We start from the raw sequence: 13,695 nt of genomic DNA, 5'->3' as shown, positions 1-13,695 counted from the left end.
CGGTCCGGACCGAGGAGGGGCGGCGGCTCGCCGCCGGGCTCATCGGGTCCGGGCCGCGGGACGGCTCCCTGGCGCCGGTGATCGCCGGGACCTTCGACGGTCCGGAGCGGATCGCCGACGCCACCGGCCGATGGAGTCGAACGCCCGCACCGGCGAGATCATGGTGCGGGTGGAGCGCTGACGGGAAGTCAGGCGCGGGGCACGTTCAGCGGGTTGTCGTCGCGCAGCTCCGGCGGGAGCAGGTGCTGCGGGGTGGACTGGTAGGCGATCGGGCGCAGCCAGCGCTCGATCGCGGTGGCGCCGACCGAGGTGGCGGTGGAGGTGGTCGCCGGGTAGGGCCCGCCGTGGTGCTGGGCGGCGGCGACGGCGACGCCGGTGGGCCAGCCGCCGACGAGGACCCGGCCGGCGAGCGGGGTGAGGGCGGCGAGCAGGCCGGGGGCCGCCGGGTCCTCGTCGGCGCAGTGCAGGGTGGCCGTGAGGTTGCCGGGCAGCCGGCCGAGGACGGCGGCGATCTCCGTCTCGTCGGCGTAGCGGGCGACGACGGTGACCGGGCCGAAGCACTCCTCCAGGAGGAGGGCGTGCTCGCCGGCGGCGAGCCGGGCCGCGTCGACGGTGAGGACGCCGGGGGTGACCGCGTGCTCGTCGGCGGCTCCGGGGACGACGGGGGCCTCGACTCCGTCGAGGGCGGCCCGCTCGGTGACGCCGTCGACGAAGGCGTCCCGCATCCGGTGGTCGAGCAGGACGGCGGCGCCGGCCCGGGCGACGCCCTCGGTGAGCGCGGCGAGGAAGCGGTCGCCGTCGGGCCCCGCCGGGGCGAGGACGAAGCCGGGCTTGGTGCAGAACTGGCCCGCTCCCAGGGTCATGGAACCGGCCAGGCCCGCGCCGGTCTCCTCGGCCCGCTCGGCGACCGCGCCGGGGGTGACGACGACCGGGTTGAGGGAGCCGAGCTCGCCGTGGAAGGGGATCGGCACGGGGCGGCTGACGGCGGCGTCGAAGAGCGCCCGGCCGCCGCGCACCGAACCGGTGAAGCCGACGGCCGCGACCAGCGGGTGGCGGACCAGCTCGACGCCCGCGTCGAAGCCGTGCACCAGGACGACGACGTCCTCGGGCAGTCCGGTCTTGGCGGCGGCGCGGCGCAGCAGCGCGGCCGCCAGCTCGGAGGTGGCCGGGTGGTCGGGGTGGGCCTTGACGACGACGGGGCAGCCGGCGGCGAGGGCGCTGGCGGTGTCGCCGCCCGGGACGGAGAAGGCGAGCGGGAAGTTGCTGGCCGCGTAGACGGCGACGACGCCGAGCGGGATCTTCCAGCGGCGCAGGTCGGGGCGGGGCGGCACGGCCGCCGGGTCGGGCAGGTCGATGCGCACGTCGAGGTAGGCGCCGTCCTCGACGACCGCGGCGAAGGTCCGGAGCTGGCCGCTGGTGCGGGCGAGCTCGCCGGTGAGCCGGGGGGCGCCGAGGGCGGTCTCGGCGTCGGCGGTGGCGACGACCTCGTCGGCGGAGGCGTCGAGGAGGTCGGCGGCGGTCCGGAGGAAGGCGGCGCGGACCGCGCGGTCGGCGAGCGCCTCCCGGGTGGCGTGCGCGGCGCGGACCGCGCGGTCGACGTCGGCGGCCGTGGCCTCCGTGCCGACCTGCTCGCGAGGCTTCCCCGTCCGGGGGTCCACACTCCACACTGCTGCTGCCGACACGACCACACCCCTGTTCACTATGATGAACGCCGTTCTTGTGCATGAACGCTTCAGGGTGGACTCTAGGGACGCCACCGGCGTTCCCACAAGGTCGTCCGGGAGACAGCGGGTCGTCCGGAAGTCCGGCGAGAAGGGCGGGGACATGGCGGGTGCCGACGCGAACGGTGCGCAGGTGAAGTCCGCGGTGCGGACGGTGGAGCTCCTGGAGTTCTTCGCCGGACGGCCCGGGATGCACACCCTGGCCGCCGTGCAGGAGGCCATGGGTTATCCCAAGTCCAGCCTGTACATGCTGCTGCGCACCCTGGTCGACCTGGGCTGGGTGGAGACCGACGCCACCGGCACGCGGTACGGCATCGGGGTCCGGGCGCTGCTCGTGGGGACCTCGTACATCGACGGCGACGAGGTCGTGGCGGCCTCCCGCGTCACCCTCGACCGGCTCTCCGACGACACCACCGAGACCGTCCACCTCGCCCGGCTCGACGGCACCAGCGTGGTCTACCTGGCCACCCGCCAGTCCCAGCACCACCTGCGCCCCTTCACCCGGGTCGGCAGGCGGCTCCCCGCGCACTCGACGGCGCTCGGCAAGGCGCTGCTCGCCGGCCACGACGACGCGGAGGTGCGGGAGCTGCTCCCGAAGGAGCTGCCGTCGGTGACCGAGCACACGATCACCGACCGGGAGCGGCTGATCGAGGAGCTGGCGCGGGTGCGGGAGCTCGGGTACGCGGTGGACCGCGAGGAGAACACCCTGGGACTGCGCTGCTTCGCGGTGGCGATCCCCTACCGGTCCCCGGCCCGGGACGCGCTGAGCTGCTCGGTGCCGGCCGCCCGGCTGACCCCGGCGCACGAGCAGCTGATCAAGGACGCCCTCTTCGACGCGCGCGACCGGCTGACGCTGGCGACGCGGCGGCTGTGACGACGGCCCCCGCCGCGGCGGCGTGACGCCCGGTTTCTCCCGGATGAACGTTTCCTGAGAATCGGGCCGCGACCGGAACGTCTGCCACCGCCCCGTTCGTCCCTCCAGGTGCCATGAACAAGACGATCAGGCGCACCTCGGTCTTCGCCCTGCTCCTCGTGCTCGCCCTCCTGGGCCGGGCCACCTGGGTGCAGGCGTACGAGGGCAAGGCGCTCGCGAACGACAGCAAGAACCGGCGGAAGACCATCGCGCAGTACGCGCAGCCGCTCGGGAACATCGTGGTGGCCGGCTCGCCGGTCACCGGTTCGAAGCGGACCGAGAGCGGTGATCTCGCGTACGAGCGCAGCTACACCGACGGCGAGCTGTACGCGGCGGTCACGGGCTACAGCTCGCAGGCGTACGGCGCCACCCAGCTGGAGGGCATCTACTCCGGGATCCTGGACGGCACCGACGACCGGCTGAAGAACCCGGTGGACGCGGTCACCCGCAAGCAGCAGGAGCCGGGCACCGTCGTCACCACGATCGACCCGGCGGTGCAGAAGGCCGGCTACGAGGCGCTCGGGAGGAAGAAGGGCGCGGCCGTCGCGATCGACCCGGTGAGCGGCCGGATCCTCGCCATGGTCTCCACGCCCTCCTACGACCCGTCGGACATCGCCGGCACGACCGACGGCGCCGCCTGGAAGGAACTGACCGAGGACCCCGACAAGCCGCTGGTCAACCGGGCGCTGCGGCAGCCGCTGCCGCCCGGCTCGACCTTCAAGCTGGTCGTCGCGGCCGCCGCCCTGGAGGACGGCCTGTACTCCTCCGTCGACGTGCCGACCACGAGCCCGCAGCCGTACACCCTGCCGGGCACCCGGACCGTCCTCGAGAACGAGAACGCCTCCGCGCCCTGCGAGGACGCCACGATCCGCACCGCGCTCCGCTACTCCTGCAACAACGTCTTCGGCAAGATGGCCGCCGACCTGGGCCAGGACAAGGTGCGGGCGATGGCGGAGAAGTTCGGCTTCGACGACGACGAGCTGGACGTGCCGGTCCGCGCCTACGCGAGCGTCTACCCGTCCGGGATGGACCGGGCGCAGACCGCGCTCACCGGCATCGGCCAGTTCGACGTGACCGCCACCCCGCTGCAGATGGCGATGGTCTCGGCGGTGATCGCCAACGACGGGCTGCTCGCCGCTCCGCACATGGTCTCCGAGGTCGTCGACTCCGACGGCGACGCGCTCCGGGCCTTCGACGACGGCGACGCCACCCGGATCGTCTCCTCCGCCACCGCCGAGCAGCTGCGCAGCGCGATGGTGACGGTGGTGGAGCGGGGCACCGGGAGCAACGCGGCGATCGCCGGGGCGGAGGTCGGCGGCAAGACGGGCACGGCGCAGCACGGCGAGAACAACAGCAAGACGCCGTACGCCTGGTTCACCTCCTACGCCGAGGACCCGTCGACCGGGAAGCAGGTGGCGGTGGCCGTGATGATCGAGGACTCGGGCGCGGCCCGCTCCGAGGTCAGCGGCAACGGCCTGGCGGCGCCGGTGGCGCAGAAGATGATGGCGGCGGCCCTGAAGTGACGTTCGCGGGGGCCGGATTGGCCCCCGCGGCCTCCGGTGCGATAGGCAGGGTCCGTTCGAACAGAACATGCGTTCCCGAACTGTCGATCCCGTTCCGCGGAGGACCGTCGTGCGTCGCCTGCACCGCCTGCCCCGTTCGCTCTCCGGCTGGACCATGGCGGTCTTCGGGGTCCTCGCCGCCGCCCTCGGGGTGGTGGGCCTGGTCGCCCCGGACGTCCTCCTCACGGTGATGGGCTTCGAGCCGGTGCCGGCCGGCGGGCGCGCGGAGGGCGACCACACGCTGGTCTTCCTCACCGCCTCCTCGATGGCGGCGCTCAACATGGGCGTCTACTACGTGCTCGCCGCGCTCGCCGACTGGCGGGCCTTCTTCCGCTGGACGGTCCCCTTCCGGCTGCTGACCTGCGCGGTCTTCACCGCGGCGGTGATCGCGGAGCGGGCCCCGTCCGGCTTCCTCGGCGTGGGGCTGTGGGAGGGGCTCGGGGCCGTGGTCACGGGCGCGGCGCTCTGGCGCGAGGACCGGGCCGAGGAGGCCGCGGCCGCCGGGAGCTCCCGGCGATAGGCACCGGATGCTCCCGGGGACAGGGCCGCGAGTCCGGGAGCCCGCCGGAACAGGGCGGGGGGCCGTCGGAGCAGGGGCCGGGAGCCCGCCGGAACAGGGCGGGGAGACCGCCGGAATAGGGCGGGGAGCCCGCCGGAACGGGGGCCGGGAGACCGCCGGAATAGGGCGGGGGGCCCGCCGGAACGGGGGCCGGGAGGCCGCCGGAATAGGGCGGGGGGCCCGCCGGAACGGGGGCCGGGAGGCCGCCGGAATAGGGCGGTTGCCCGATCCCGGCGGGACGCCTCAGACGCGACCCTCCGTCCATGCGCTGGTATCTGACGGGTGTGGTCGTGTCCGGGTTCGGGACGACGGCGATGTGGCTGGTCTCCGGGATCTGGGTCAAGTCGCTGACGGGTTCGGACGGGCTCGCGGCCCTCACCGCCTTCGCCCTCTGGGCCCCCGTCCTCCTCGGGCCGCTCCTCGGCACGCTCACGGACCGGGTGCGCCGCCGCCCGCTGCTGATCGCCCTCGACCTCGCCATGGCGGCGCTGCTGCCCGTGCTCCTCTGGGTGACCTCGGCCGACCGGGTGTGGCTGCTCTTCGCCGTCCTCGTCCTGTACGGGGCGCAGGGCGCCGTCCACGACGCCGCCGAGCAGGCGCTGCTGTCGACCGGCTTCGGCAAGGAGCGGCTCGGCTCCGTCAACGGGTGGCGGATGACGGCCAACGAGTCGATGAAGCTGATCGCGCCGCTCGCCGCCGCCGGGCTCTTCGCCCGGTACGGCGGCGGCCCCGTGGCCCTCCTGGACGCGGCGAGCTTCGCCCTCGCGGCGGGCGCCTTCGCCGCGATGCGGGTCCGCGAGGAGCCGCCCGCGCCGGCCCCGCGCGAGCGGGGGGCGTGGCGGCGGGAGACCGCCGAGGGCGTCCGGCTGCTCGCCGCCTCGCCGGCGCTGCGGCCGCTGGTCGCCGCCGGGGCCTTCACGATGCTGCTGGCCGGGGTGAACGGGGCGGCCGTGTACGCGGTCGTGGACGGGCTCGGAAGGCCGGCGGCGTACGCGGGGGTGCTGTACGCGGTGCAGGGCGCGGGCTCGGTCCTGGCGGGCCTGACCACCGGTCCGCTGCTGCGCCGGGTGCCGGAGCGGCTGCTGGCCGCGGCCGGGCTCGCGCTCTTCGCGGCGGCGGCCGGGGCACGGGCGCTGCCGTACGAGGCGGCGGCGCTCGCGGCGAGCGCGGTGATCGGCCTCGGCATGCCGTGGGTCCTGGTGGCGGTGATGACGGCGGTCCAGCGGGAGGCGCCGGCCGAGGCGGCCGGCCGCCTCGCGGCGACCGCGAACACCGCGCTCTTCGTCCCGAACGCCCTGGCCCTGGCCCTGGGCGCGGTCCTGGTCACCGCCGTGGACGTACGCCTCCTGCTTCCGGCCCTGGCGGTGGCGGGTCTCGCCGGGGCGCTCCGCACGGCCACTGACCGGGTCGGACCGTCTCGTGGTGCGTGCCCGGGGAGGGCCGGGGAGCATGGGAAGGGACGTGGGCTCGGCGGGAGGAGGGCAGGGTGACGGCCGGTTCCTTCCCGGAGACGGGCACGGGGACGGAGGAGGCACGCGCCGCCGCGCCCGGAAGCCCCCCGCCCGGGACCGGCCCCCCGCCCGAAGGCGGAACCGCGCCCGGGTCGGCGTCCGGGACCGCGTTCGGCGCGCGGGGGCTGCTCGACGTGCTCGGGGTGGCCGCCGTGGTGGTGGACGCGGCCGGGCGGATCGTGCTGTGGAGCCCGCAGGCGGAGACCCTCTTCGGGTACCGGGCCGACGAGGCACTCGGGCAGTACGTGGCCCGGCTGATCGTCGGCGAGGAGCGCCGGTCCGAGGCGATGCGGCTCTTCGGCGAGGTCCTGGGGCGCGGCACCACCTGGGCGGGCACCTTCCCCGTACGGCACAAGGACGGATCGACCCGCCAGGTGGAGTTCCGCAACATGCGGCTCACCGACGACCTGGGAGACCTGTACGCGCTCGGCATCTGCGCCGACCGGACCGTCGTCGCCCGGATGGAGACGGAGCTGGCGCTCTCCGACCGGCTGGTCGACCAGTCACCGCTGGGCCTCGCGGTCCTCGACACCGAGCTGCGGTACGTCCTGGTCAATCCGGCCCTCGAACGGTTCAACGGGCTGCCGGCCGACCGGCACCTGGGCCGCAGGCCCGCCGAGGTGCTGCCGGGCGTGGACGCGGCGCCGCTGGAGGCGGCGGCCCGGCGGGTCCTGGAGACCGGGGAGCCGCTGCTCGGCTTCCAGACGACGGCCACCACCCCGGCGGACCCGGGCGGCGGCCGGCACACCTGGTCGGTGTCGTTCTACCGCCTGGAGACGGTCGGCGGCCGGGTCCTCGGCGTGGCGGCCTGGGTGGTCGACGTCACCGAGCGGCACCGGGCCGACGCCGAGGCCGACCGGTCCCGGCGGCGCCTCGCCCTGATCGCGGACGCCTCGGCCCGGGTCGGCACCACCCTGGAGGTGGAGCGGACGGCGGACGAGCTGGCGTCGGTGGTGGTGCCGGCCCTCGCCGACGTGGCCGCCGTCGACGTCCTCGACTCGGTGCTCGCCCTGCGCCGGCCCGGCACCCCCGAGCAGGGCCCGGCGCTCTTCCGGGCGCTCGCGGTCAAGGCCGGGCACGACACCGAGGCGCTGGCCGCCGCCGACCCGCCGGGCTCCGTCGCGCTGTACGGCGCCGACCGGCTGGTGACCCGCTGCGTGCACACCGGGCGGCCGGTCCGGGTGGCCCGGGTCGGCCCCGAGGACCTGCCGCGGATCGCGCGCGGCCCCGAGGCCGCCGGGCAGCTGGCGCGGGCCGGGGTGCACTCGTACCTGGCGGTGCCGCTGATCGCCCGCGGGGAGGTGCTGGGGGCTCTGGACCTGAAGCGGGACCGCGGCAACCCGCTGCCCTTCGACGCGGACGACGAGCTGCTCGCCGTGGAGCTGGCGGCCCGCGCGGCCGTCAGCATCGACAACGCCCGCTGGTACCAGAGCATGCGGAACGCGGCCGTCACCCTCCAGCGCAGCCTCCTGCCGGGCGATCCGCCCGCCCGCCCCGGCCTGGCGGCGGCGGCCCGCTACCAGCCGGCGCAGGCGTCGAGCGAGGTCGGCGGGGACTGGTACGACGTGATCGCGCTGCCCGACGACCGGACGGCCCTGGTGGTCGGGGACGTCATGGGCAGCGGCATCGAGGCGGCGGCCACCATGGGCCGGCTGCGGACCGCCGTCCGCGCCTTCGCCGACCTCGGCCTCTCCCCCGGGCAGGTGCTGCGGCACCTGGACCGGATCGCGGTCGGCCTGGAGCCGTCCATCGCCACCTGCCTCTTCGCCGTGCACGATCCGGCACGGCGGCGCTGCCGGATCTCCAACGCCGGCCACCTGCCGCCGGTGCGGCTCCCGGCCGACGGCCCGGCCGAGCTGGTCGCCGTCTCCACGGGGGTCCCGCTGGGCGTCGGCGGGGGCACCTTCCGCACCGCGCGGGTGCCGTTCCTCCCCGGCGACCGGTTCGTGCTGTACACCGACGGACTGATCGAGACCCGGGACACGCCCATCGACGAACGGCTCGCGCTGCTCGTCCGGCTCGTCGAGGCGACCCGGGAGCTGTCCCTGGAGGAGAGCTGCGACCGGCTGCTGCGGGAGCTGCGCCGCCCCGGCGCCCAGGACGACGTGGCGCTGCTCATCGCCCGGAGCACCGGATGACGGCCCGCCGGTACGGTGCGCGCCCGGGGCACGGCTCCGGGCTGCGGAGCGTCGCCGGACAGGTCCTCGCCCTGGAGGCGCTGATCGCCCTCCTGGTGATCGTGGCGGCCGTCCTCGTCACCTTCCAGCAGGCCCGCGGGGACGTGCTGCGGGACGCCCGGACGCGGTCGCTCGCGGTGGCGGAGGCCTTCGCGAAGGCGCCCGGCGTGGACGCGGCGCTGACCTCGCCCGACCCGACGGCGGCGCTCCAGGAGCGGGCGGAGCAGACCCGGGTGGCGACCGGGGTGGACTTCGTCGCGGTCCTCGGCCGGGACGGGGTGCGGTACACGGACGCCGAGACCGGGCTGATCGGCGAGCGGGCGACCGGCGACCTGTCCCGGGCGGTGCGGGACGGCGAGTCGTTCACGGAGACCTTCCGCGGCTCGCCGACCGACGCCGTACGGGCCGTGGTGCCGGTGGTCGCCGACGACGGCCGGATCGTCGGCATGGTGACGAGCGGCATCGAGGTGCAGTCGATCAGCGAGGCGGTCCGGGGCCGCCTCGTGGTGCTCCTCGCGGCGGGCGGCGGCGCGCTGCTGCTCGCGGTGGGCGGCGCGGCGCTGGTGTCGCGGCGGCTGCGGCGGCAGACCCACGGCCTGGGCCCGAGCGAGATGACCCGGATGAAGGAGCACCACGAGGCGGTGCTGCACGCGGTCCGGGAGGGCGTGCTGATCGTCGGGGCGGACCGGCGGCTGCTGCTCGCCAACGACGAGGCGCGGCGGCTGCTCGACCTGCCGGCGGACGCCGAGCGGCGCCCGGTCGCGGAGCTCGGGCTCGATCCCCGTACGGTCGAGCTCCTGGAGTCCGGGCGGACCGCGACGGACGAGGTGCACCGGGCGGGCGACCGGCTGCTCGCGGTGAGCGTGCGGCCCACCGTCCCGGACGGCTCCGGCACGGGCAGCGTGATGACGATGCGGGACACCACCGAGCTGGCCGCGCTCTCCGGGCGGGCGGCGGTGGCCCGGGGCCGGCTCCAGCTGCTCTACGAGGCGGGGGTGCGGATCGGGACCACCCTGGAGGTGGTGCGGACGGCGGAGGAGCTGGCGGAGGTCGCGGTGCCGCGCTTCGCGGACTTCGCGACGGTGGAGCTGCTCGAGCCGGTGCTGCGGGGCGAGGAGCCGCCGCAGGACGCGACGCTGGCGGAGATGCGCAGGACCGCGCTGAGCGGGGTGCGGGGGGAGCAGCCGCTCCAGCCGGTCGGCGAGGTGATCCGCTTCCACGTGCCGAGCACGCCGATGGCGACGGCGCTCACCGAGGGGCACGCGGTGGTGCAGGCGGAGCTGGCGGCGGCGGACGGCTGGCGGGCGCAGGACCCGGAAGGGGCGGCCGGGGCGCTGGCGTACGGGATGCACTCGCTGCTCACGGTGCCGCTCCTGGCCCGGGACGTGACCCTGGGGATGGCGAACTTCTGGCGGGCGGAGACGGCGGAGCCGTTCGGGGAGGAGGACCTGGAGTTCGCGGAGGAGCTGGCGGCGCGGGCGGCGGTGGCGATCGACAACGCCCGGCGGTTCACCCGGGAGCACGCGATGGCGGTGACGCTCCAGCGGAGCCTGCTGCCGAGGGTGCTGCCCGAGCTGAACGCGGTGGAGGTGGCGTACCGCTATCTGCCGGCGAAGGCGGGGGTGGGCGGCGACTGGTTCGACGTGATCCCGCTGCCGGGGGCGCGGGTGGCGCTCGTGGTGGGCGACGTGGTGGGGCACGGGCTGCACGCGGCGGCGACGATGGGCCGGCTGCGGACGGCGGTGCACAACTTCTCGACGCTGGACGTGCCGCCGGACGAGATCCTGGGCCATCTGGACGAGCTGACCGGGCGGATCGACGAGGAGGGCGAGCCGGCCGCGGGCGGCGACGGCGGCCGGGGGCGGGGGCAGGAGACCATCACCGGCGCGACCTGCCTGTACGCGATCTACGACTCGGCGTCCGGGGTGTGCACGATGGCGAGCGCCGGCCATCCGGGGCCCGCGGTGGTGGACGCGGAAGGGCGGGTGGAGTTCCCGCCGCTGGCACCGGGGCTGCCGCTGGGCCTCGGGCTCGGGGACGTGCCGTTCGAGTCGACGGAGCTGCGGCTCGCGGAGGGCGACCAGCTGGTGCTGTTCACGGACGGGCTCCTGGAGGACCAGGGCCGGGACGTGGGGACGGGGCTGCGGCTGCTGCGCCGGACCCTGGAGCGGCCGGCCCGGAGCCCCGAGCAGATCTGCGCGGACGTGCTCGCGACCCTGCTGTCGCCGGCGCCGCGGGACGACATCGCGCTGCTCGTGGCCCGGACCCGGCGGCTGCCGGCGGACCGGATCGCGGAGTGGGAGGTCGCCCGGGACCCGGCGGCGGTGTCGCCGGTGCGGAACGCGGCGGCGGCGAAGCTGGCGGAGTGGGGCCTCGACGAGACGGTCTTCGCGGTGGAGCTGATCCTGAGCGAGCTGGTCACCAACGCGGTGCGGTACGGGGCGGACCCGGTGCGGGTGCGCCTGCTGTACGACCGGACGCTGGTGTGCGAGGTGTCGGACGGCAGCAGCACCTCGCCGCATCTGCGGCACGCGGCGGAGACGGACGAGGGCGGCCGCGGGCTTTACCTGGTGGCGCGGTTCGCGGAACGGTGGGGCACGCGGTACGGGCGGCGCGGCAAGACGATCTGGGCGGAGCTCCGGGTCGGCCCGAACGGCGGGGACGGCGGTCCGGAGGTCGCCGGCCCCGGCCCCGCCCCGACGGCTCCCCTGGACCTGGACGCGCTGGAGAAGCTGGCCTGGTGAGGGGGCGGCCGCGGGCGGCGGCCCCGTCGGTGACCGTTCCCGGACCGCGGGCACCACGTGGTATACCAAAACGGCCGCGTCCGAGCCCGAAGGAGACCCCGTGAGCCCCACTCCCCCCGCCGCGACCCTCTTCCACGACGTCCGGCCCCTCGGCGGGCCGCCCGGCGAGCTGATCGCCGTCGACGGGGTGCTCGTCGCAGAGGTGCCCGAAGGGGCGGTCGTCGAGCGGATCGACGGCGGCGGCCGGCTCGCCCTGCCGACCCTGGTCGACGCGCACATCCACCCGGACAAGACCTCCTGGGGCGAGCCCTGGCACCGCCGCCGCCCCGCCTCCGGCATCGCCGACCACGTCGCCGGGGACGTGGAGCTGGCCCGCTCGCTGCCCACCCCGGTGGGCGAGCGGGCACTGCGCCTGATGTCCCACGCGGCGACCCGGGGCACCCGCGCCCTGCGGGCCCACGCGGACGTGGCCCCCGCCTACGGCCTGGCCGGGATCGAGGGCGTCGCGGACGCCGCCGCGAAGCTGGCCGGGATCGTCGACGTCGAGCTGGTCGCCTTCCCGCAGCACGGGGTGGTCCGCGAACCGGGCACGGCGGAGCTGCTCGCCGAGGCGGCGGCGAGCGGTCTGGTCAGCCATGTGGGCGGGATCGACCCGACCGGCTTCGACGCCGCCGGCGGCGGGGAGGGCGATCAGCTGGGGCTGGTCTTCGGCCTCGCCGAGAAGCACGGCCTGGGCCTCGACATCCACCTCCACGACCGGGGCGAGCCGGGCCTCGCGGTGATCCGGGACATCGCCGCCCGCACCCGAGCGGCGGGGCTGCGCGGCAAGGTGGCGGTGGCGCACGCCTTCGCGGTGGCGGGCCTCGCCGGCCGGGAACTGGACGAGACGGCCGATCTGCTCGCCGGGTCCGGGGTCGCGTTGACCACGGTCGCCCTGGGCGAGACGACGGTCCTGCCGTTCCGGCGGCTCGCCGAGCGCGGGGTGACGGTCGGCCTCGGCTCGGACGGCGTCCGCGACAGCTGGAGCCCGTACGGCGACGCCGACATGCTGCACCGCGCCTGGCTGGCCGGCTGGGCCCTGGACGCCCGGCTCGACGAGGAGCTGGAGGCCTGCTTCGCGGTCGCCGCGCACGGCGGCGCCGCGCTGATGGGGCTGCCGGCCGCCGATCTGCGCCCGGGCTCGCCGGCCGACTTCATGCTGGTCGAGGGCGAGTGCCTGCCGCAGGTCGTGGTGGACCTGCCGCGCCGCGACCTGGTGGTCCGGGCGGGCCGGGTGGTGGCCAGGGACGGCCGCCTGGTCGGCTAGCCGAGCGCGGCCAGGGCGGTGCGGACCGCCGCCAGGTCGGCGTCGGAGGCCAGGCCCGCGTGGTACAGGCGGAGTTCGCCGGCGCCGTCGGCGAGGGCCCGCCGGGCGTCCTCGGCGAGCCGGCCCGGGGCGCCGCCCATGCCGGCGACGACCGAGAGGTTGGCCGCGAGGGTGGCGCCGGGCGGCCGGTGGGCGGCGAAGGCGGTGAGCCGGCCGGGCCGGGCCACCACGCCGTCGGCGACGCCGAGGACGTGCGCCGGGTCGGTGCCGGCGTCCGCGCCGCAGCGGTACGGGTCCGGGTCGGCGTGCAGCAGGATCCGGAAGCCGGGCGGGGCGGCGGCCCGCACCGCGGCGACCGCGGCCTCCTGGAAGGAGCGGGCGGTCGCGGCCCGCCAGGCGAGGGCGGGCCCGGAGAGCTCGCCGAGCTCCCCGGCGGGCCCGGTGCCGGTCCACACGGGCGCGAGGGCGGCGCGGACGGCGGCGGCCAGCGCGTCCGGGTCGGCGCCGCCGTCCGCGTACCCCCGCCGGCAGTGCGGGCAGAAGCAGAGCGACAGCAGCAGCTGGGCCCGGTCGTCGAGCGGGACGCCGCCCGTCTTGTCGTGGGCGTGCAGATGGGCGTAGCCGTACCAGCCGCAGGACTCCAGCTCGGTGCCGGTCGCGCCGGGGCGGACGGCGGCCTCGGCGGCGAGGTCGACGAGCAGCGCGCGGACCTCGGGGTGGGCGATGCAGGGGGCCCACGGGTAGCGGTCGCCGTGGGCGTTGACGACGGAGGTGTCCGGATGGTCGGCGCCCAGCCGGGAGTTGTGGGCGAGGACGACCCAGCTGTGCACGTCGAGACCGGTGCCGCCGAGCGCCTCGGCGGCCCGCGCCCAGGCGTCGCCCGGGGCCCAGTCGCCCGCCGGGTACGGGGCGAGCCGGCGGCCGGCCCAGCGCCGCGCGTCCGGCGGGTAGAGCACGGCGGCGTGCTCGGCGGTGACGACCCGCCGGGCCGGGTGGCGGGGGCTGAGCGCCCGGGTGGAGTGGTACGCGGCGGCCAGCGTCACCTGCCGCACGCCGAGCCCGGCGAGGAGCGCGGGGGCGGCGGGGTCGCCGTCGACGTCCCAGGGGTACAGGAAGGCTCCCGTACGGGGCCGGGCGGGGCTGGTCACGGGCGCTCCGAAGGTACGCGTCAGACGGCGGCTCACACGTTCACATCCATGAAC

At 76.5% G+C, this 13,695-nt stretch carries 9 protein-coding genes; 7 read left to right on the top strand and 2 right to left on the bottom strand.

Features of this window, described 5'->3' with window-relative positions:
• Positions 1-188: 188 nt before the first annotated feature.
• Entirely contained in the window at positions 189-1,682 is a 1,494-nt protein-coding gene (locus tag IE245_RS22575) for an aldehyde dehydrogenase (NADP(+)) (protein ID WP_189950431.1), read from the bottom strand.
• Between the two features lie 142 nt (positions 1,683-1,824).
• Between IE245_RS22575 and IE245_RS22570 the strand changes: the two genes are divergently transcribed.
• The 7 genes from IE245_RS22570 to IE245_RS22540 all read left to right on the top strand — a co-directional run bounded on the left by IE245_RS22570 (position 1,825) and on the right by IE245_RS22540 (position 12,493).
• Positions 1,825-2,595, top strand: a complete 771-nt coding sequence (locus tag IE245_RS22570) for an IclR family transcriptional regulator (protein WP_189950429.1) — start codon at positions 1,825-1,827, stop codon at positions 2,593-2,595.
• Between the two features lie 113 nt (positions 2,596-2,708).
• A complete protein-coding gene (locus IE245_RS22565) occupies positions 2,709-4,157 on the top strand; it encodes a peptidoglycan D,D-transpeptidase FtsI family protein (RefSeq protein WP_189950427.1) in 1,449 nt (482 codons plus the stop codon).
• 154 nt (positions 4,158-4,311) lie between these two features.
• Positions 4,312-4,716, top strand: a complete 405-nt coding sequence (locus IE245_RS22560; protein ID WP_189950564.1) for a hypothetical protein — start codon at positions 4,312-4,314, stop codon at positions 4,714-4,716.
• 302 nt (positions 4,717-5,018) lie between these two features.
• Positions 5,019-6,245: an MFS transporter gene (locus IE245_RS22555; protein WP_189950425.1), complete on the top strand. Its 1,227-nt coding sequence runs from the start codon at positions 5,019-5,021 to the stop codon at positions 6,243-6,245.
• Between the two features lie 146 nt (positions 6,246-6,391).
• On the top strand, positions 6,392-8,404 hold the full coding sequence (locus tag IE245_RS22550) for a SpoIIE family protein phosphatase (protein WP_373305381.1): 2,013 nt from the start codon (positions 6,392-6,394) through the stop codon (positions 8,402-8,404).
• The gene (locus IE245_RS22545) at positions 8,401-11,187 is read left to right on the top strand and encodes a SpoIIE family protein phosphatase (protein ID WP_189950422.1); all 2,787 of its coding nucleotides are present in this window, start codon (positions 8,401-8,403) and stop codon (positions 11,185-11,187) included. The genes IE245_RS22550 and IE245_RS22545 overlap by 4 nt, the downstream gene beginning before the upstream one ends.
• Positions 11,188-11,287: 100 nt before the next feature.
• On the top strand, positions 11,288-12,493 hold the full coding sequence (locus IE245_RS22540; protein ID WP_189950420.1) for an amidohydrolase: 1,206 nt from the start codon (positions 11,288-11,290) through the stop codon (positions 12,491-12,493).
• On the opposite strand, the gene IE245_RS22535 is transcribed toward IE245_RS22540, so the two are convergent.
• A complete protein-coding gene (locus IE245_RS22535) occupies positions 12,490-13,641 on the bottom strand; it encodes a hypothetical protein (RefSeq protein ID WP_189950418.1) in 1,152 nt (383 codons plus the stop codon). The genes IE245_RS22540 and IE245_RS22535 overlap by 4 nt on opposite strands.
• Positions 13,642-13,695: the final 54 nt, after the last annotated feature.

The sequence above is a fragment of the Streptomyces roseolus genome (genome assembly GCF_014649855.1).
GTDB classification, from domain to species: Bacteria; Actinomycetota; Actinomycetes; order Streptomycetales; family Streptomycetaceae; genus Streptomyces; species Streptomyces roseolus.
The sequence above is the reverse complement of the archived record's forward strand: the minus strand, read 5'-3'. Positions and strand labels throughout refer to the sequence as shown.